Below are 19,009 nucleotides of genomic sequence, written 5' to 3'. Positions count from 1 at the left end.
CGGGTCACGCGGACTGCCGGATCACCAGGGTGGGCTCGAAGATGACGGAGGTGACCCGGCGCTCGGTCTGGTCGAGGCTGTCCAGCAGGAGCCGGGTCAGCTCGCCCGCCATGTCCTCGACCGGCTGCCGGATCGTGGTCAGCGCGGGACGGCTGGCCTGCGCGGCGCTGCTGTCGTCGAACCCGATGACGGCGACGTCGGCGGGGACGCGGCGGCCGTGTTCGCGCAGGACGTCCAGTGCGCCCTGGGCCATCAGGTCGTTCGCCGCGAAGACGCCGTCGAGGTCGGGCTGCTCGGCCAGCAGCCGCCGCATCGCGATTTCCCCGCTGTCCTGGGTGAAGTTGCCCTCGACATGCGGTACCACCGGGCGGCCGTGGCGGGCCATCGCCGTCTGGAAACCGGACAGCCTGTCCTGGCTGGCGAACACGTCGAGCGGGCCGGAGATGGTCACGACCCGCTGGCAGCCGCGTGCGACGAGATGGTCGGCGGCCATCGCGGCGCCCTGCGCGTGGGCGAGGTCGACGTAGGAAATGGCGAGCGGCTTCGGCGGACGCGCGTACAGCGCGACGGGCTGCCCGGCGTCGACGAGCAGCTTCGGCAGCGGATCGGTCGAATGGGTGGAGATGAGCACCGCGCCGTCGGCGTTGCCCTGGCGGAGATGGTCGACGACGTGCGTGCGCGACTCGTCGGTGTCGGCGAGCATCACCACCGGATGCCTTCCCCGCGTACGAAGGAAGTTCACCACTCCGCCGGCGGCGCGGCCGAAGAACGGGTCGACGAAGACCTGGCTGCTGGACAGGTCCTGCGCGCCGGAAAGGACCAGTGCGATGGTGCCGGTGCGCTTGGTGACCAGGGACCGGGCGGCGCTGTTGGGGACGTAACCGGTGGCCGCGATCGCCTGCTGGACGGTGTCCCTGATCGCGGGATCGACGTTGCGGGTGGTGTTGATGACCCGGGAAACCGTGGCCCGGGAAACGCCCGCGACCTTCGCCACGTCCTCCAGCGTCGGAGACCGCGAGGCAGGCGGACGCACTACTTCACTCATAAACCTTTATAGCACGCAGGGAGAGCGCTCTCCTCGACTCGCTCAGTTCCCCGTGCTTTCGCGGATTTGCAGGGAAAACGGGGTCTGGACGTCTTGGGGTTCGAAGTCTTCGGTGCTGTCGATGCGGCGCCGGATCAGGTCGATGGCGGTCTGCGCGATGGCGGTCTTGTCCGGTGCGATCGTGGTGAGTGACGGCAGGCTGTAGGCGCTTTCTTCGGTGTTGTCGAACCCGACGATCGCGATGTCCGCCGGGACGCGGAAACCGCGTTCGGCGGCGGCGCGCATGGCACCGATGGCGAGAAGGTCGTTGAAGCAGAACACGGCGTCGGGCGGCTCCGGCAGGCTGAGCAGGTACGCCATCGCTTCGGCGCCGTCGCGGCGATGGTAGTTGAGCGCGGGCACGACGAACTCGGGCGGCTGCGGCAGGCCCGCCTCGGCGAGCGCGGTCCGGTAGCCGGCGAGGCGCAGCGCCGCGGTGCCACGATGCGGGTTCTGGCCGATGGCCGCGATCCGCTTGCGCCCCAACGAGGTCAGGTGCCGGACGGCGAGTTCCGCGGCCAGCACGTTGTCGATGGCGACGTGGTCGATCGGCACGTCCACCGCGTGCTCGCCGAGCATGACCAGCGGGACGCCATGCGCCATGTCGCCGAAGTCCTCGGCCTCCAAAGCTTCCGGGCTCACGATGGCGCCGTCGGCCATATGCGGCCCCAGCGACTCCAGCGACGCCCGCTCGCGTTCCCGCGTGCCCTGCGTCTGTTCGATGAGCACGCTCCAGTCCTGCCCCTGCGCCGCGGTGATGACGAGACCGGCGAGTTCGCCGAAGTACGGGATGCTCAGCTCCGGGACCATCAGCGCGATGAACCCCGTCCGCCCGCGGCGCAGGTTGCGCGCGCCGACGTTGGGCCGGTAGCCCGTTTCGGCCAGCGCCTGCTCGACGCGGCGCCGGTTTTCCGGTTTCACGAAGGCGTAGCCGTTGACGACGTTCGACACCGTTTTCACCGATACCCCGGCCAGCGTGGCGACGTCTTTGAGCGTGGCGACCATCGATGGTTCCCTTCGCGATCCTGACCGGCGATCGGAGTGTAACCATCTGGACGACCTCTTTACAACGTTGTATCAACGATGTAAAAACAACGGCATCAGGTGACCCGGGTCACCAACTCTCCGCGTCTCCCCACGTCAACGTCGCCAAGGAGTCCCCAATGTTCGCCTCCGCCCACCCGGTGCTCCGCCGCCGGGCACACGTCGTCGCACTGGCCGCCACCGTGGCCTCCGTCGCCCTAGCCGGATGCGCCAAGACCGAGACGCAGGGCGCCGCCCCGTCCGGTGAAGGCCCGGCCGCCTCCGCCGCGCCTTCCCAGGCGTCCGGCCCCGGCTGCACCCTCACGAAAACCGGCTACCCGAAGGTGGATCTCAAGACCGCGGTCGTCGGCTTCTCCCAGTCCGAGAAGGAGGCCAACCCGTTCCGCATCGCCGAGACGCAGTCCATCAAGGACGAAGCGGGGAAGCTGGGCATCGCGAGCGACAAACTGCTGGTCACCAACGCGCAGAGCGATCTCAACAAGCAGATCAGCGACATCAAGTCGATGCTCGACCGCGGCGCGCAGCTCCTCGTCGTCGCGCCGCTGAACTCCGACGGCCTGCAGCCCGCCCTCGACGCGGCCAAGGCGAAGAAGGTCCCGGTCGTCACCATCGACCGCAAGGTGAACGCGACGGCCTGCACCGACTACCTGACCTTCATCGGCTCGAACTTCGTCGAGCAGGGCAAGCGCGCCGCCGCGGAGATGATCCGCGTGACCGGTGGCACCGGCAAGGTCGCGATCCTGCTCGGCGCGTCCGGCAACAACGTCACGACCGACCGCACCTCGGGCTTCAAGGACGGCATCGCCTCGGCGTCTGGCCTGTCCGTCGTCGCCGAGCAGACCGGTGAGTTCGACCGCTCCAAGGGCCAGTCCGTGATGGAGCAGCTCATCCAGAGCCACCCCGACATCAGCGCGGTGTACGCCGAGAACGACGAGATGGGCATCGGCGCGGTCAACGCGCTGAAGGCCGCGGGCAAGACCCCCGGCAAGGACGTCAAGGTCATCTCGGTCGACGGCACGCACAACGCCGTGCAGCTCATCGTGGACGGCAGCTACAACGCCGTCATCGAGTCGAACCCGCGCTTCGGAAAGCTCGCTTTCGACACGCTGCAGCAGTTCTCCGACGGCAAGGAGGTCCCGGCGAACGTGATCATCACCGACGACCAGTACGACGAGACCAACGCGACGCAGAAGCTCGGCAACGCGTACTGACCTCGTCCTGACCTGTCGGACCAACGCGGAGGGCGCGGCTCGTGGACAGCACTATCGTGGACAGCACTGCCGTCCTTGAAGTCATCGGAGTCTCGAAGGAGTTCGTCGGCATCAAGGCGCTCGACGACGTGACGTTCGCCCTGCGGGCCGGCGAGGTGCACGGCCTCGTCGGCGAGAACGGCGCCGGGAAGTCCACCCTGATCAAGGTGCTCACCGGGGTGTACCAGCCCGATGGCGGTGAGCTGCGCCAACTCGGCGAGCCGGTCGCTTTCGGCACTCCGGTGCAGGCGCAGGCGGCCGGGATCTCCACGATCTACCAGGAGGTCAACCTCGTCCCGCTGCTGACCATCGCGGGCAACGTCTTCCTCGGCCGGGAACCCCGGACCCGGTTCGGGCTGATCGACCGGCCGAGGATGAACGCGATGGCCGCCGACCTGCTGGCCGGCTACGGCATCACCGGTGACGTCCGGCGTCCGCTGGGCAGCCTGGGTGTCGGCGCGCAGCAGATGGTCGCGCTGGCCCGTGCGGTTTCGGTCGACGCGCGGGTCGTCATCATGGACGAGCCCACGTCGTCACTCGAACCGCGCGAGGTCGAAACGCTCCTGTCGGTCATCGGAAGGCTGAAGGCGCAAGGCATCGCGGTGGTCTACGTCAGTCACCGGATGGACGAGCTGTACCGGATCTGCGACCGGGTGACCGTGTTGCGGGACGGCAAACTCGTCCACACCGGTGAGCTGGCCGGGCTCGACCGGATCGAACTCGTGTCGCTCATGCTCGGCCGCGACATCAGCGACATCCGCGCGCACGGCGCGACCAGTTTCGGCGAGGACAGCCACGCCGAGAAGGAACCGTTGCTGCGCGCGGAAAACCTGTCCAGTCCCCATCGGCTTTCCGGGGTTTCGGTGACGATCCGGCCCGGTGAGGTCGTCGGGCTGGCCGGGCTGCTGGGTTCGGGACGCAGCGAAACGGCCCGCGCGATCATCGGGGCGCTCCCGCTCAGCGGCGGCACCGTGCTGCTCGGCGGCAAACCGGTCCGCGCGGGGAACATCGCCTCGGCGATGCGCGCCGGGATCAGCATGCTCGCCGAGGACCGCAAGGCCGACGGCATCATCCCGAACCTTTCGGTACGGGAGAACATCGTGCTCGCCGCGCTCCCCCGGCTCTCGCGCTTCGGCGTGGTCAGCCGGTCCAAACAGGACAAGATCGTGGACACGTTCGTCAAACGGTTGCGGATCAAGGCGTCCAGCCCGGATCAGAAGGTCGCCGAGCTCTCCGGCGGCAACCAGCAGAAGGTCCTGCTCGCGCGGTGGCTGTGCATGGAGCCCCGCATCCTGCTGCTCGACGAGCCCACGCGCGGGATCGACGTCGGCGCCAAGGCCGAGGTCCAGGGACTGATCGACGAACTGGCCGCCGAGGGGCTCGGCGTGCTCCTGATCTCCTCGGAAATGGAGGAACTCATCGACGGCGCGGATCGGGTGGTGGTGCTCCGCGAGGGCGCCGTCGTCGGCGAACTCGCCGGGGACCAGGTCACCGAGGGCAACGTGCTGGCCGCGATCGCGGCGGTCGGCGAAAGGAACTCCGATGACTAGTACGGCGACGGCTCCGGCGACGCGGTCGGGCCGCGGACGCAAGACCGGCTGGCTCCAGGCGTACGGCGTGTACCTCGCCGTGGTGGTGCTGATCGTGTTCAATCTCCTGTTCACCGCGAACTTCTTGTCGGGCGCCAACTTCCGCACCCAGCTCCTGCAGGCGGCGCCGGTCTGCATCGTGGCGCTCGGCATGGCGCTGGTGATCGGCACCGAAGGCGTCGACCTGTCGGTCGGGGCGGTGATGGCGCTGTCGGCCGCGATCATCCCGCTCTACCTCGGCTACGGCGTTTTCCTGTCGATCCTCATGGCGCTCGCGGCCGGGCTTCTCGCGGGGCTGTTCAACGGCTTTTTGGTCGCCTACATCGGGATCCAGCCGATCGTCGCCACCCTCGCGCTCTTGGTGGGTGGTCGAGGGCTCGCGCTGGTCATCGCCGAAGGCAGGCTCGTCGAGGTCCGCAATCCCGAGTTCCTCTCGCTGGGCAACGACGATCTGTTCGGCATCCCGATCAGCGTGCTCGTCGCCGCGGTGCTGTCGGTGGTGGTCGGCCTGCTGGTGCGGCGCACCACTTTCGGCAGGCGGCTGGTGGCGATCGGCGGGAACCGGTCCGCCAGCACCCTGGCCGGATTGCCCGTCAAACCCGTGCTCATGGGCGTTTACGCGCTGTGCGGAGTGTTCGCCGCCGTGGCGGGCGTACTCGCCACCGCACGGCTGGGAGCCAGCGATCCCGCCGACACCGGGATGCTGATGGAACTCTCCGCGATCACCGCGGTGGTCGTCGGCGGCACGCCGCTGACCGGCGGCCGGGTGCGAGTGCTCGGCACGGTGATGGGCGCGGTGCTCATGCAGCTGGTCCACGCCACCCTGATCAAGCACGACCTGCCGGATTCGACCGCGCAGATGGTGCAGGCGGCGATCATCGTCGTCGCCGTCTACGCCGCACGTGAGCGGAGCAGCCGATGACCGCCCCGACTTCCCTTGTCCCGCCCACGGATTCCGCTCCGGAGATGGCCGCGCGGACCCGCCGCGAGCTGATGGCCGGTGTGCTGCAACGCCAGGGCGCGGCGATCGTGCTGGTCGTCATGGTGGCCATCGCGTGGCTGTCCTACCCGCATTTCGGCACCGCCGACAACCTGCGGGAACTGGCGCTGCAGAGCTCCTTCCTCGCGGTGATCGCGCTCGGGATGACCTTCGTGATCATCTCCGGCGGGATCGACCTGTCGGTGGGCTCGGTCTACGCCCTCGGCGGGGTGCTCGCCGCCTACGGTTCACAATGGGGCTTCGTCGTCGCCCTGCTGCTGCCGCTGGCCGTCTGCGGGCTGATCGGGTTGATCAACGGCTTGCTGATCGCCAAAACCGGCATGGCACCGTTCATCGTCACCCTCGCTTCCCTTCTGTTCGCCAGGGGTCTGCTGCTCGCGATCACCCAGGAAGGCGCGACCACCTACAAGATCGCGCCAGATTCGGCCTTCCTCGAGCTCGGGCGCGGCACGTTCCTCGGCCTCGGGATCCCGGTCTACGTCGCGCTGATCCTCTGCGTCGCGGGCACTGTCCTGTTGAAACAGACGCGGTTCGGCCAGTCGGTGTTCGCCACCGGTGGCGCCGAATCCTCCGCGTTGCTGATGGGACTTCCGGTGGCGCGCACCAAGGTCTCGGTCTACACGATGAGCGGGCTGCTCGCCGGGTTCGCCGGCGCGATGACCGCGGCGTACCTGCAGTCCGGGGTGACGGTGATCGGGATCGGCCTGGAACTCGACGCGATCTCCGTGGTCGTCATCGGCGGCACGCTGCTGGTCGGCGGCGCCGGGACGATCCTGGGCACGGTCATCGGGGTGCTGCTGCGCAACGTGATCCAGAACATCATCAACCAGATCGGCACGCTGGACAGCAACTTCCAGTCCGTCGTCAGCGGCGCGTTCCTGCTCGTCGTGGTGGTGATCCAGCGCTTCCTCGCCCGCGCCCGTAAGTGATCCACTACCCCGGGGAGCCTCGATGCTGCGTTATCCGCTGATCCATCCGGACATCATCGCCGTGCTCGCGAAATCCGGTCACGGCAGCCGGATCCTGATCGCCGACGCCAACTATGCCTGCCATACCAACACCAATCCGCTCGCGCAGGTGATCAACCTCAACCTCAGGCCGGGACTCGTCACCGTCGAGCAGGTGCTGGAGTCCCTTGTGGACGCGAGCCCGATCGAATCGGCGACGCTGATGTGCCCGGACGACGGTTCACCGTCGCCGGTGGAAGCGGACTACCAGCGCATGGTCGGCGCGGCCGTGCCCATGGAGTCACTGGCACGTAAGGACTTCTACGCCGCCTGCCGCGGTTTCGAGCTGGCCGCCACGATCGCCACCGGCGACCAGCGTTACTACGCCAACATCCTGCTCACCATCGGATCCGTCCCGCCGCCCCGCTCTCGCCCCCTCGAGAAAGGTGTCCGCTGATATGTCCCGGAAACTCCCCACCTGGAGACGGTTAGCCGTCCTGGGTTCCACCGTCGCGGTCGCGCTGGCCACGGTCAGCCTCGGCGCCGCGTCGGCCGAGCCGTCCACGGGCTGGAAACGGCTCACGCCACCGCTCTCGACGCCGTGGACCGGCCAGGTCTCCCCCACCAACGCGCTGCCGGAGTACCCCCGCCCGCAGCTGACCCGCGACAAATGGCAGAACCTCAACGGTGTCTGGCAGTTCGCCGCGGCGACCGCCGGCCAGGCTCCGCCCACCGGCGTGGATCTCGCCGAACGCATCCTCGTGCCTTACCCGGTCGAGTCCGCGCTGTCCGGCATCATGCGGCACGAAACCCTGATGTGGTACCGGCGCACCTTCGAGGTGCCGAAGGACTGGAAGATCGGCAAGTCCGACCAGCGGCTGCTCATGCACTTCCAGGCGGTCGACTGGGACGCCACGGTGTACGTCAACGGCAAGAAGGTCACCCAGCACACCGGCGCCTATGACGCCTTCTCCGTCGACGTCACCGACGCGCTGAAAGGCAAGGGGCCGCAGGAAATCGTCGTCGGCGTCGCGGACCCGAACGACACCGGGACCCAGCCGCTGGGCAAGCAGCGCAAGCCCGGCGACGGCATCTTCTACACGCCGAGCTCCGGGATCTGGCAGACCGTGTGGATGGAACCCACCGCATCGGCGCGGATCGACCGGCTCGACATGACCCCCGACCTCGCGACGAGCTCGCTCGGCGTCACCGTCCAGGCCAGCGGCCTCGGCCGGGGTCAGAGCGTGGAAGTGGTCGCCTACAACGGGAAACAGGTAGTCGGCCGGGTCACCGGCGCGGCGAACACCCCGCTGAAACTGCGCGTCCCCAACGCCCACCTCTGGACCCCCGACGACCCGTATCTCTACGACCTGAAGGCACGGATCGTCGATCGCGGCCACGGCAAGTCCGTCGACGAAGTGGGTTCGTACTTCGGCATGCGGTCGATCAGCCTGGGCAAGGGCGCCGACGGCAAGACGCGGATGCTGCTCAACGGCAAGTTCATCATGCAGGTCGGCCCGCTCGACCAGGGGTTCTGGCCGGACGGTATCCACACCGCGCCGACCGACGCGGCGCTGAAGTTCGACCTGGAGCAGGAAAAAGCGCTGGGCTTCAACATGGTCCGCAAGCACATCAAGGTCGAACCCGACCGCTGGTATTACCACGCCGACAAGCTGGGTCTGCTGGTGTGGCAGGACATGCCGGCGATGAAGACCAGCTGGCCGGAGAACGCCGGGCAGCCGACGCCGGCCGCGCGGGCGAACTTCGAGTCCGAGCTGCACCGCATGATCGACCAGCACAAGAGCTTCACCTCGATCGTCACCTGGGTGCCGTTCAACGAAGGCTGGGGTGACTACGAGGTCGGCCGGATCGCCGACCAGGTCAAGGCCTGGGACCCGAGCCGGTTGGTCAACGCCGAAAGCGGTGTCAACTGCTGTGATTCCGAGCCGGACAGCGGAAAGGGTGACATCTACGACGAGCACAACTATCTCGGACCGGGATCGCCCACCCCGTCGGCGACCCGCGCCGCGGCCGTCGGCGAGTTCGGCGGGCTCGGCCTGAAGGTCGCGGGCCACGAGTTCGACCCGGCGGGCAGCTTCGCCTACGAGATGGAGCCCGACAGCGCGACCCTGACCAGCCGCTACCTGCAGCTCCAGGACCGGTTGCTGCTCGCCGAGCAGCGGTGCGGCACGTCCGCGAGCGTCTACACGCAGACCACCGACGTCGAGAAGGAGGTCAACGGGTTCTTCACCTACGACCGCCAGAAGACCAAAATGGACTTCGCGAAGGTGCGGCAGGCCAACCGGGCGCTGATCGACGCCTCCGGCAGTGTCGGGACCACGCCGGGCGGCAACCTGCCCCCGGGAACCCCCGGCCCGGACGGGATCGCGGCGTACGCGTTCGACGAGAACCAGGGCACCGTCGCGGACGACAGCGTCGGCGCGCATGACGCCGCCCTCGTCGGGGGCGCCGCCTGGACCGCCGGGAAGAGCGGCTCGGCGTTGGCGCTCAACGGTTCCGGCCAGTTCGCCGACACCGGCGCGGCACTGCTGGACACCACCGGCAACTACAGCGTCGCCGCCTGGGTCAAGCTCAACGACTCCGGCGACGGCACCGCGGGTGGCGCGTTCCAGACCGTGGTCAGCCAGGACGGCGGCGATCACAGCGCCTTCTTCCTGCAGTACTCCGGCGCCGACAAGCGGCTGGCGTTCAGCTTCGTCGGCACTCGCGCGCTGGCACCGACAGCACCAGTGCCGGGCCGGTGGTACCACGTCGCGGGCGTACGTGATGCCGCGACCGGCCAGGTCAAGCTGTACGTCGACGGGCAGCTGGCGGCGACGAAGGACGCGTGCCTCGGCGAGGCGTCCACCGGGCACACCGTGATCGGGCGCGGCCAGTTCGGCGGCAACCAGGTCGACCACCTCAACGGCGCGATCGACCAGGTCCGCGTCTACGACCGGGCGCTGTCCGACGCCGACGTGAGCGCGTTGTTCACGAGCGGGAAGTAGGGCTCGCCAAACTGCTATGAACGGACCTTTCCTTGCGTCTCGCGCAAGGAAAGGTCCGTTCATAGCGTCTGAGCCCCCAGCGCGCGGAGCAGGAACGGGAGCAGTTCCTCGGCCGCGTCTCCCTCGGCCCGGGTGAAGAACGCGGCGCTGGTCGTCGCCCCCAGCACCAGGTCGGTCACCACCCGCGGATTCGTCCCCGGCGGGATCTCCCCGCGCTCGACCGCCCAGCCGAGCACCGTCCCGATCCGGGCGGCGATCGGCTGGACGTAGGCGGTATTCAGCGCCTGGGAAAGCGCCGGACTGTGCGCGGCCTCCCCGATCAACGCCCGCAGCAGATGTCCGCCGGGTCCGTTCAGCGTCGCCATCTTGTCCCGCAGCAGCGCACGCAGGTCACCCGCCAGGCTGCCGGTCGCCTCGGCGGGTCCCAGATCGTACGACCATTCCTGCGACGTCCCGATGACGAGGTCCTCTTTGGAGCGCCACCGCCGGTACAGCGTCGCTGTCGACACGCCGGCGCGTTTCGCGACTTCGGCCGTGGTCAGGCCGCCGTAGCCCTTCTCCTGGAGCACGGCGACGGTCGCCGTCAGCAGGGCCCGGCTCTTCGAGGTCCGCATGTCGTCAGTCACAGAAGGCACTGTAGACGAAACGAAACCTTTTCGTTTCGTCTACAGTGGTGATCATGACCTCCACCGCGGCTGACGTCGTCGCCCACCTCCGCGCAAGCTTCCGCACCGGCCGCACCAAGCCCGTCACCTGGCGCAATGACCAGCTCGAAGCCCTGCGAACGCTGCTCACGGAGAACGCCGGCACCTTCGTCAAAGCGCTGCACAGCGACATCGGCAAGAGCGAAGCCGAAGCGCAGCGCACCGAAATCGGCTTCCTGGTCCGGGAAATCGACCACACCGTCGAGCACCTCGACGGCTGGCTCGCCCCCGAAGACGCGCCGCTGCCCGCCGCTCTGCTGCCCGCCCAGGGCCGGGTCGTGCGTGAACCGCTCGGCGTGGTGCTGGTCATCGGGCCGTGGAACTACCCGCTGCACCTGGTCATCGCGCCGCTGATCGGCGCGCTCGCCGCCGGCAACTGCGCGGTGCTTAAGCCCAGCGAGCTCGCCCCGGCCACCTCCGCCGCGATCGCCCGCCTGGTGCCGCAGTACCTCGACACCGAGGCCGTCGCCGTGGTCGAAGGGGCCATCCCGGAGACGACGGCGTTGCTGGAGCAGCGTTTCGACCACATCTTCTACACCGGCAACGGCACCGTCGGCCGGATCGTGATGACCGCCGCCGCCAAGCACCTCACGCCGGTCGCGCTCGAACTCGGCGGCAAGAGCCCCGCGGTCGTCGAGCCCGGCGTGGACCTCGCGGTCGTCGCCGAACGGATCGTGCGGGGCAAGTTCCTGAACGCCGGCCAGACCTGCGTCGCGCCGGACTACGTCCTCGCGATCGGGGACACCGCCAAGGAAATCGAGCCGCACCTGATCACCGCGGTGCGCGCGCTGTACGGCGAAAACCCCGCCACCAGCCCGGAATACGGCCGCGTCATCGCCACCCGTCACTTCGACCGGCTCGCCGCGCTACTGGGAGACGGCCGGACCGTGATCGGCGGCGGCAGCGACCGCGACAGCCGCTACATCGCGCCGACCGTGCTCGCCGACGTCGACCCGGAAGCACCGGTCATGCGCGACGAGATCTTCGGGCCGATCCTCCCGATCGTGTCCGTGCCTGACCTCGACGCCGCCATCGAGTTCATCACCGGCCGCGACAAGCCGCTCGCGCTCTACGCGTTCACGGAATCGGAAGACACCAAGCAGCGCCTGCTTTCCGAGACCTCTTCGGGCGCGCTCGGGTTCGGCCTGCCGCTGGCCCATCTCACGGCGTCGGACCTGCCTTTCGGCGGTGTCGGCGAAAGCGGCATGGGCCGGTACCACGGCAAGTACTCCATAGACACCTTCAGTCACCTGAAGGCGGTCCTGGACAAGCCGCTTTCCTAAGTCCTAGGGACCGCAGAAAGTCGAGAAAGCCGCTTCGAGGTCGCTGCGCCGGGGCGTCACTTCGTCGAGTGTCCAACCGTGCTCGGTGGCCAGCTCGGTGATCCGCGCACTGTCCATTCCGAACACCACGACGCCGTCGCCGTCTTCACGGGTGACGGCGCCGTGCTGTTCGAGCGCGGCCCGCAGGCCGACCAGCGCGGGCGCGCGGACCTTGACGGAGTCCTCGGTGGCCTGGTTCAGATAGTCGTCGGCGCGGCCCTGCCAGCGCAGTTTCCCTTGGTCCAGCACGATCAGCTCGCTGACCGTCAATGCCATCTCCGCCAGGAGCTTCGACGACACCAGCACCGTCCGCCCCTCCCCCGCGAGCCGCTTCGTGAGCCTGCGCAGCCAGAGCACGCCATGCGGATCGAGCCCGGCCGCCGGTTCGTCGAGCAGGAGTATCCCGGGGTCGCCCAGCAACGCCGCCGCGATGCCCACCCGCGGGACCATCGCCGCGGGCAGCGCGCCGATCTTCAGCTCCGCCACCTCGGTCAGGCCCGCATCGTCCACAGCGGAATCGACGTTGCCCGGCGCGATCTTGTGCACCCTGGCGAGCCGGTTCAGATAGGACCTGGCCGAGCGGCCCGGCGACGGCACCGGGTTCGCGAACGACGTCCCGACCATCCGAAGTGGATCTTCGAGATCCTCGTACCGCTTGCCCCCGATGGTGACGCGGCCCGAGGTCGGCATGTCCAGGCCCAGCGCCAGGCGCATGATCGCGGTTTTGCCCGCCCCGGACGGCCCCAGCAGCCCGGCGAGCGTGCCCACCGGCACGTCGAACGTCAGATTGTCGACAGCCACGGCGTCGCCGTACCGCTTGGTCAGATTTACCGCTCTGATCACAATTCCTCCAGCGCGGCGATGGGTCCCGCCCCCAACGTGCCACATCCCCTCAGACGCGGCCCACCGTCCCACGGTTCTTCACTCGATGTGATCTGGGGCACTTTACCTTCGGTCAGCGGATTCCGACGGTAAACGGCGACATCCGCCCTCGCATCGGCCGAACGGCCGAGATCCCTCCCGGCACCGGCGCCGAACGGCCACCCTAGGCTGCGGCCCATGACTGATGACGTTTCACTGCGCCCGGCATTGGAATCGGATCTGCCGGTGGTGGATGTCCTGACGAACGACCCCGTGGCGAGCAGTCCCTACCAGTGGTTCGGCTGGCAGGCCCCGCAGTTGCTCAAGCGCCGCTGGTTCGACAACGGGCTGCTGGAACCGCAGCGCGGACTGCTGATGGTCGTCAAGGGCGAGGAGCGACTCGGTTTCGTTTCGTGGGCCAAGAGCCAGACCGGCCCGTTCTCCACCTGCTGGAACGTCGGCATCGGCCTGCTCCCGGGCGCGCGCGGTCACGGCTACGGCACCGAAGCACAACGTCTGCTGGCCCGGTACCTCTTCTCGCACACGACGGTGAACCGCCTCGAAGCCATGACGGAGATCGGCAACGTCGCCGAGCAGCGCTCACTGGAGAAGGCCGGTTTCACCAAGGAAGGCGTGCTGCGCGGCTACGGCTTCCGCGACGGCGCGTACCACGACAGCGTCGGCTACTCGATCCTGCGCGCCGACGTCACGTTGTAGAGCCATCCAGCCACGAGCTGTCGACATCTCGCGATCTCTCAGTAGCCAAGAGATCGCCACCTGTCGACAGATGGCGGAGTCGCCTTACGGGCTACTGGAAGACGCGGACGTAGTCGACGACCATGTCCTGCGGCAGCACGGTTCCCGCTCCCGGCGGACCGGGCCAGTCACCGCCGACGGCGTTGTTGAGGATGATCGCGAACGGGTGGTCGAAGACCCAAGGTCCGCGGGTGGCCTCCACGGTGGCCTTGTCGAGGGTCAGGAACGGGGTGCCGTCCACGGTGAACGTCATGTGCTTGCTGTCCCAGTCCATTCCGAACACATGGAACCCGGCGGAGACGTCGGCGCCGAAGTCCCGTGGTGCGCCTACGCCGCCCGCGCCGTTGTAGGCCGGGGCGTGGAGGGTGGAATAGGACAGGTTCGGCTCCTTGCCGACATGCTCCATGATGTCGATCTCGCCGCAGTACGGCCAGTTCGCCGTCTTGTCGAAGAAGTTGGCGCCCAGCATCCAGAACGCGGGCCACAACCCCTGCGTGCCGGACACCTTGATCCGCGCCTCGACATGTCCGTAGGTGAAGGTGAACTTGCCCGAGGTGTTGATCCGCGCCGAGGTGTACTGACACGTCGTGCTGCCGCTGATCGGGTCCGGCGGGCAGGCCGAACCGGGCGTGACCTCACGACGTGCTTGCAGGACAAGGTTTCCGGCGCCGTCCTGGCGGGCGTTCTGGTGGTTCGTGTAGTACTCGAGTTCGTTGTTGACCCCGGCGCCGGTGTCCGCGACCCACTTGGCCGGGTCCGGGGTGGTGCCGGCGCCGCTGTTGAACTCGTCGCTCCAAACCAGTCTGGTGGCGGGGAAAACCGGGTCGGCGGGCGTCGCCGGCGGCGGGGTGGGCGCGCCGCCGGTGCCGTAGACCTGGAACTCCCAGAGCGAGTAGCCGTAGCCGTTGGAGCGCGCCGTGCCGTACATCCGCACATAGCGACCGGTTCCGGTCACGGTCAGGGTTTCCTTGAATCCCTTGCCCGCCGCGGTGGTGTAGATCGACGACCAGTTGGTGCCGTCATTGGAAGTCTGGATCTGGTAGGCCGTGGCGTAGGCCGGATCCCATTGCAGGACAACACGATGGATGGTGGCCGTCGCGCCGAGGTCGACGGAGATCCAGCCCGGGTCGACCCAGCCGGTGGTCGCGCTGGTCGCCCAGCGCGTCGCCGGGTCGAAGTCGAAGGCCTTGGCCGCGACACAGCCGCCGCAGTTGGCGTCGTCCTGTTGGGACGAAACCGTGCCGGGCTTTTTGTACGACAGCAGGACATCATCGGCCGGTCCGGTCGTCCCGCCCCCGAAAACCTGGAATTCCCAAAGGGAGTAGCCGTACTGCGTCGCGCGCTGGGTGGCGTTGAGCCGGACGTACCGCGCGTTCGCGGTGACGGCCAGCGTCTGGTTGCCGCCGGTGGCGGTCGTGGTGGTGTAGCCGGTGCTCCAGCTGGTGCCGTTGGTCGAGGTCTGGATGGTGAAAGCCTTGGCGTAGGCGGCTTCCCAGTTCAGGACGACCTGGCTGACAGCGGCCGTGGCGCCGAGGTCGACCTGGAGCCACTGTGGGTCGCTGAAGGCGCTCGACCACCGGGTACCCGCGTCGCCGTCCACCGCCGAGGTGGCGGGGAAGGCCGCGGATTCGGCGGAGGACGCCGTCACCGGGCGACCTTGGGAAAGCAGCGTCGGCGCGGCTTGTGCCGCTGGAGCCGCGGTGGTCAACGCGGCGACGGCGAGCGCGCCGGCGAACAGGCCGACACCGGCGAGCCAGCGGCCGCGACGGCGTCGGGGGATCGAGAAGGCGGACATCTCATCTCCTAAGTCACGCGAGCGGCACCTCGCCGGGAAACGGCACAGCGCTGCTCCGAGGGGAGCGGGAAGGCTCGCGTGAACTCACGCGGAGACACCGGCGGATGCAGGGGGACACGCGCCGGAGTGAGACGTTCTGCGTCCCGAGGTTACGGAGACGGCGTCGCGACTGTCAACGCCACGTTTCCACCAGGTGAACCACCGGAGTCCTGGGCCGGGTGAACGAAATTCACGACGAGCTCTTGACGAAGGATTTCCCAACATGTTAACTGCATCACACCACCCCCGGAACCGGTACCGCAACCGGTTCCGGGGCGCTCAGCGCAGGATGACACAGTCGTCGAGGTCGTTCGCCAGGCTCGCGTGGGCCCGGCGGCTGGGTCACGCCCGTCCGTTCGCCCCGAACCCGGCCGCCTCGAGCAGTGGGGCTCGCTCCGACCCGGTTCCCGACCTCGAATTCCCACTGAAACCCCGCCCAACTCTTGACAGTCCGAATGGCGGCGCTCACCATCTTGGGAGAGCGCTCTCTGAAACATGATCGTAATGTGCCGAGTTCCGCAGGCATTTTCGCCCCGATTCCACTGCCGTGCCCCTGAGTTCCCGGCTGTATCTGGAGAGCGCTCTCCAGCTCGTGGCACGGTTTCTCCCCTCCCCATCCCTCTCTCGACAGGTAGGACCATGAGATCGGATTCAGTCCGCTCTGCCGTACCTCGGAAGCGCCGCGCGCTGCGGTCGGTGTTCTCGATCGCCGTCGCCCTCGCGACCATCACCGCACTCGCCCCTTTCGCCGGCTCCGCGCCCTCGGCGAACGCCGCCGTTTCCCTGCTCTCCCAAGGCAAAACCGCCACCAGCTCCGCCAGCGAGAACGCGGGCGTGTCCGCCGCGGCCGCCATCGACGGCAACACCGGCACCCGCTGGTCCAGCGCGTTCAGCGACCCGCAGTGGATCCAGGTCGACCTCGGCGCCACGGCGACGATCAACCAGGTCGTCCTCAACTGGGAAGCGGCCTACGGCAAGGCTTTCCAGCTCCAGACCTCCACCGACGGCAGTGCGTGGGCCCCGATCTACAGCACCACCACGGGCGCCGGCGGCATCCAGACGCTCGACGTCACGGGCAGCGGCCGGTACGTCCGCCTCACCGGCACCGAACGCGGAACCGCCTACGGCTACTCGCTTTGGGAGTTCCAGGTCTTCGGCTCGACCGGCACGGCCGCGGCCTGCGGTACCGACAACGCGGCGCTGAACCGCCCGGCGACCAGCTCGTCGACGGAGAACGGCGGCACTCCCGCCTCGGCCGCGGTCGACGGCAACACCGGTACCCGCTGGTCCAGCGCGGCCAGTGACCCGCAGTGGCTGCAGATCGACCTCGGCGCCACGAGGTCGATCTGCCAGGTCGTCCTGAACTGGGAAGCCGCCTACGGCAAGGCTTTCCAGCTCCAGACCTCCACCGACGCCACCGCGTGGACCCCGATCTACACCACGACCACGGGCACCGGCGGTGTCCAGACGCTCGACGTCGCCGGCAGCGGCCGGTACCTGCGAGTGGCGGGCACCGCGCGCGGCACCGCCTACGGCTACTCGCTGTGGGAGGTCGCGGTGCGCACCAGCGGCGGCACCGGACCCGTCGACGTCCCGCCGACCGACCCGGCGAACCCGGACTTCGGGCCGAACGTCTTCGTGTTCGACCCGTCGACCCCGCAGGCCGACATCCAGAACCGGCTCACCACGATCTTCAACCAGCAGCACACCAACCAGTTCGGCCAGCAGCGGTACGCCACGCTGTTCAAGCCCGGCACCTACAACGCCGACGTGAACCTCGGCTTCTACACGCAGGTCGCGGGTCTCGGCCTGTCGCCGGACGCGGTGAACATCAACGGGCACGTCCGGGTCGAAGCCGACTGGCTGCAGCAGGGCGACAACCCGAACAACAAGGGCAACGCCACGCAGAACTTCTGGCGCTCGGCGGAAAACCTCGCGGTGACCCCGCCCGCCGGGCAGATCGACCGGTGGGCCGTCGCGCAGGCCGCGCCGTACCGCAGGATGCACCTCAAGGGCCAGATGCAGCTCTGGAACGGGGGCGACGGCTGGGCCAGCGGCGGCCTGATCGCCGACTCCAAGGTCGACGGGCTGATCGAATCCGGTTCCCAGCAACAGTTCCTGACCCGTAACTCCGACATCGGCCGCTGGGCGGGCTCGGTGTGGAACATGGTCTACGTCGGCTCCACTGGCGTTCCCGCGCAGACCTTCCCCACCCCGCCGAACACGAACGTCGCGCAGACCCCGGTCATCCGCGAGAAGCCGTTCCTGTACGTCGACGACACCGGTAAGTACAACGTCTTCGTCCCGTCGCTGCGGCAGAACTCCGTCGGTACCAGCTGGGGAAATGGCAACGCCCCCGGTTCGTCGATCTCGCTGAGCGAGTTCTACGTGGCGAAGCCGAGTTCCACCACGGCGACCATCAACGCCGCACTGGCGCAGGGCAAGAACCTGCTGTTCACGCCGGGGGTCTACCACCTCGACGACACCATCAAGGTGACCCGGCCCGACACCGTCGTGCTCGGCCTCGGCCTCGCGACCCTGACGCCCGACACCGGCCTCCCGGCGATCTCCACCGCGGACGTCGACGGCGTCAAGCTCGCCGGGCTGCTCATCGACGCCAGCCCGGTCAATTCGCCGGTCCTCGCCGAAATCGGTCCCGCGGGCTCCACCGCCAACCACGCGGGGAACCCGACGTCACTGCACGACGTGTTCTTCCGCGTCGGCGGCGGCACCACGCTCGGGCGGGCCACGGTCAGCCTGCGGATCAACAGCAGCAACGTGATCGGCGACCATATGTGGATCTGGCGCGCCGACCACGGCGACCAGGTCGCCTGGAACCTCAACACCGGGGCCAACGGGCTGGTCGTCAACGGGAACAACGTCACGATGTACGGCCTGTTCGTCGAGCACTACCAGGAGTACCAGACCCTCTGGAACGGCAACGGCGGCCGGACGTACTTCTACCAGAACGAGATGCCGTACGACCCGCCGAACCAAGCGGCTTGGTCGAGCGGGAACGGGAACCTCGGCTGGGCGGCGTACAAGGTCGCGGATTCGGTGACCAGCCACGAGGCCTGGGGAGTCGGAAGCTATTCCTTCTTCAACGTGAACCCGTCGATCGTCGCGAGCAGATCGTTCGAAGTGCCCAACACGCCGAACGTGAAGTTCCACAACCTCGTGACGGTGTCGCTGGGCGGGGTGGGCACGATCGCCCACATCATCAACAACACCGGCGGCCAGTCCGACGCCACGAACCAGGTCAACTACCTGGTGAACTATCCCTGACCGGGATCAGTGACTGAAGGGGCTTTCGAGGGCAGCGCCGCCTTCGAAAGCCCCTTCTTTGCGTCGGCTAGGGCCACTGAGCTGGTGGTTCAATCGACGACGAAGGCAAGCCGCGGACCGTGCCGCCGGTGCTGCCGCGGACCGACCAGGACCGGCGCCGCTTCGCCGAGGCCCAGATCCGCCGTCAGCACCGCCTGGCCCGGGGCGCCGCCATCACGGCCTCCCGGGTGCACTAGCGGGAAACACCCCTACACATACGGGGAACACGGCTACACAGACGGGAAACACCCTGCTCCCCGCCCGCGTAGCCGTGTTTCCCGTTCCG

At 68.3% G+C, this 19,009-nt stretch carries 14 protein-coding genes; 9 read left to right on the top strand and 5 right to left on the bottom strand.

Annotated features, from left to right (window positions below; all coding sequences use genetic code 11):
- Positions 1-4: 4 nt before the first annotated feature.
- The gene (locus VGP60_RS19575) at positions 5-1,045 is read right to left on the bottom strand and encodes a LacI family DNA-binding transcriptional regulator (protein ID WP_327549480.1); all 1,041 of its coding nucleotides are present in this window, start codon (positions 1,043-1,045) and stop codon (positions 5-7) included.
- 42 nt (positions 1,046-1,087) lie between these two features.
- Positions 1,088-2,089 (bottom strand): LacI family DNA-binding transcriptional regulator, encoded by a 1,002-nt coding sequence (locus VGP60_RS19570; protein ID WP_327549479.1) that lies wholly within the window; start codon positions 2,087-2,089, stop codon positions 1,088-1,090.
- A 158-nt stretch (positions 2,090-2,247) separates the two neighbouring features.
- Between VGP60_RS19570 and VGP60_RS19565 the strand changes: the two genes are divergently transcribed.
- Genes VGP60_RS19565 through VGP60_RS19540 form a run of 6 tightly spaced genes read left to right on the top strand, consistent with a single transcriptional unit; the run spans position 2,248 to position 9,922 of the window.
- Positions 2,248-3,339 (top strand): ABC transporter substrate-binding protein, encoded by a 1,092-nt coding sequence (locus VGP60_RS19565; protein ID WP_327549478.1) that lies wholly within the window; start codon positions 2,248-2,250, stop codon positions 3,337-3,339.
- Between the two features lie 41 nt (positions 3,340-3,380).
- Entirely contained in the window at positions 3,381-4,928 is a 1,548-nt protein-coding gene (locus VGP60_RS19560) for a sugar ABC transporter ATP-binding protein (protein ID WP_327549477.1), read from the top strand.
- Complete coding sequence (locus VGP60_RS19555) at positions 4,921-5,889, top strand: ABC transporter permease (protein ID WP_327549476.1); 969 nt, start codon at positions 4,921-4,923, stop codon at positions 5,887-5,889. The genes VGP60_RS19560 and VGP60_RS19555 overlap by 8 nt, the downstream gene beginning before the upstream one ends.
- Positions 5,890-5,933: 44 nt before the next feature.
- Positions 5,934-6,896, top strand: a complete 963-nt coding sequence (locus VGP60_RS19550; protein ID WP_327549492.1) for an ABC transporter permease — start codon at positions 5,934-5,936, stop codon at positions 6,894-6,896.
- Positions 6,897-6,918: 22 nt separating this feature from the next.
- Positions 6,919-7,371: an RbsD/FucU family protein gene (locus VGP60_RS19545; protein WP_327549475.1), complete on the top strand. Its 453-nt coding sequence runs from the start codon at positions 6,919-6,921 to the stop codon at positions 7,369-7,371.
- Position 7,372: 1 nt separating this feature from the next.
- The gene (locus VGP60_RS19540; protein ID WP_327549474.1) at positions 7,373-9,922 is read left to right on the top strand and encodes a LamG-like jellyroll fold domain-containing protein; all 2,550 of its coding nucleotides are present in this window, start codon (positions 7,373-7,375) and stop codon (positions 9,920-9,922) included.
- A 59-nt stretch (positions 9,923-9,981) separates the two neighbouring features.
- Here the strand turns inward: VGP60_RS19540 and VGP60_RS19535 are convergent, their stop codons facing one another.
- The gene (locus tag VGP60_RS19535) at positions 9,982-10,548 is read right to left on the bottom strand and encodes a TetR/AcrR family transcriptional regulator (protein WP_327549473.1); all 567 of its coding nucleotides are present in this window, start codon (positions 10,546-10,548) and stop codon (positions 9,982-9,984) included.
- Between the two features lie 53 nt (positions 10,549-10,601).
- On the opposite strand from VGP60_RS19535, the gene VGP60_RS19530 reads away from it, so the two are divergent.
- Positions 10,602-11,909 carry an aldehyde dehydrogenase family protein gene (locus tag VGP60_RS19530; protein ID WP_327549472.1) on the top strand — a complete coding sequence of 436 codons (1,308 nt, stop codon included), beginning with the start codon at positions 10,602-10,604 and terminating at the stop codon, positions 11,907-11,909.
- A 3-nt stretch (positions 11,910-11,912) separates the two neighbouring features.
- Here VGP60_RS19530 and VGP60_RS19525 read toward each other — a convergent pair whose 3' ends face one another.
- Positions 11,913-12,791: an ATP-binding cassette domain-containing protein gene (locus VGP60_RS19525; protein WP_327549471.1), complete on the bottom strand. Its 879-nt coding sequence runs from the start codon at positions 12,789-12,791 to the stop codon at positions 11,913-11,915.
- Between the two features lie 216 nt (positions 12,792-13,007).
- Here VGP60_RS19525 and VGP60_RS19520 point away from each other — a divergent pair, with 216 nt between their 5' ends.
- Complete coding sequence (locus VGP60_RS19520; RefSeq protein WP_327549470.1) at positions 13,008-13,526, top strand: GNAT family protein; 519 nt, start codon at positions 13,008-13,010, stop codon at positions 13,524-13,526.
- A gap of 91 nt (positions 13,527-13,617) precedes the next feature.
- On the opposite strand, the gene VGP60_RS19515 is transcribed toward VGP60_RS19520, so the two are convergent.
- Entirely contained in the window at positions 13,618-15,360 is a 1,743-nt protein-coding gene (locus tag VGP60_RS19515; protein ID WP_327549469.1) for a discoidin domain-containing protein, read from the bottom strand.
- Positions 15,361-16,038: 678 nt separating this feature from the next.
- Between VGP60_RS19515 and VGP60_RS19510 the strand changes: the two genes are divergently transcribed.
- The gene (locus tag VGP60_RS19510) at positions 16,039-18,684 is read left to right on the top strand and encodes a discoidin domain-containing protein (RefSeq protein ID WP_327549468.1); all 2,646 of its coding nucleotides are present in this window, start codon (positions 16,039-16,041) and stop codon (positions 18,682-18,684) included.
- The last annotated feature ends 325 nt before the right edge of the window (positions 18,685-19,009 follow it).

The sequence above is a fragment of the Amycolatopsis sp. genome (assembly GCF_036008905.1).
GTDB lineage: Bacteria > Actinomycetota > Actinomycetes > Mycobacteriales > Pseudonocardiaceae > Amycolatopsis.
Note: the sequence above shows the minus strand (reverse complement) of the source record. Positions and strands in the feature narration are given on the sequence as shown.